This window comes from Paenalcaligenes sp. Me52 (assembly GCF_050487965.1).
GTDB lineage: Bacteria > Pseudomonadota > Gammaproteobacteria > Burkholderiales > Burkholderiaceae_B > Paenalcaligenes.
The window spans coordinates 1-645 of the sequence record NZ_JBKQFO010000031.1 but is presented as its reverse complement, the minus strand read 5'-3'; the positions used below and the strand labels follow the sequence as shown (position 1 = coordinate 645).

General features: G+C 62.8%; 1 protein-coding gene. It reads right to left on the bottom strand.

Going from position 1 to position 645, the window contains the following annotated elements; genetic code table 11:
- Positions 1 to 357 precede the first annotated feature (357 nt).
- A partial coding sequence (locus ACLO87_RS16800) for a hypothetical protein (RefSeq protein ID WP_430224345.1) occupies positions 358 to 645 on the bottom strand: 288 nt, incomplete at its 5' end.

Genomic DNA, 645 nt, shown 5'->3' with positions numbered 1-645 from the left:
CATAAAAGCCGGGCGAACAGGCGGGGATGCAGGGGCGCAAGGGAAGCCGCAGCCTGACGCACACGGCTGACGGGAGTTGCAGGGTGAGACCGCGAAATCTGAGCGGGTGAACGACCGGAAAATCACGGCAGACGGGAAGGAGGGACCGGGTGACCGCCGCGTTCATTTTACCCTTGCATCCCCGCCAGCCCGGCTAAGATGGAGGCACGGCACAGCCCGCACACGACACGGCGGCCACATAACTGAAAACCCACAAGGCCATGCACCGCATGGCCGGGTAAAGCGGAGCCGGCGGCGACTTCCTGTGTGCTCTGTCCGGGGACTGGCAGGAAAAGGCGGGGATTTTCCCCGCCATCATCAGCCCCGGATTTTTGCGAGGGCATCCGCCATGCTGCGGATTTCGGCCCGGGCCTCCCGGACCACCTCCCGCAGAACATCACGGTCAAACCAGCGGCGGGGCGGTTCATCCGGTATACGCAGCACATCGCAGGCCAGCCCACTGGACAGGATATGCTCCACACACTCACTGACCAGGTACATTTCCACTGCCGAAAAACGTGCTCCCCGGTTCACGATGGCATCGAGCACCACGGGCAGATTTTCGTCGTCTTCATCGAGCCAGCAGGGGTGATCGCTTTCCTTCAC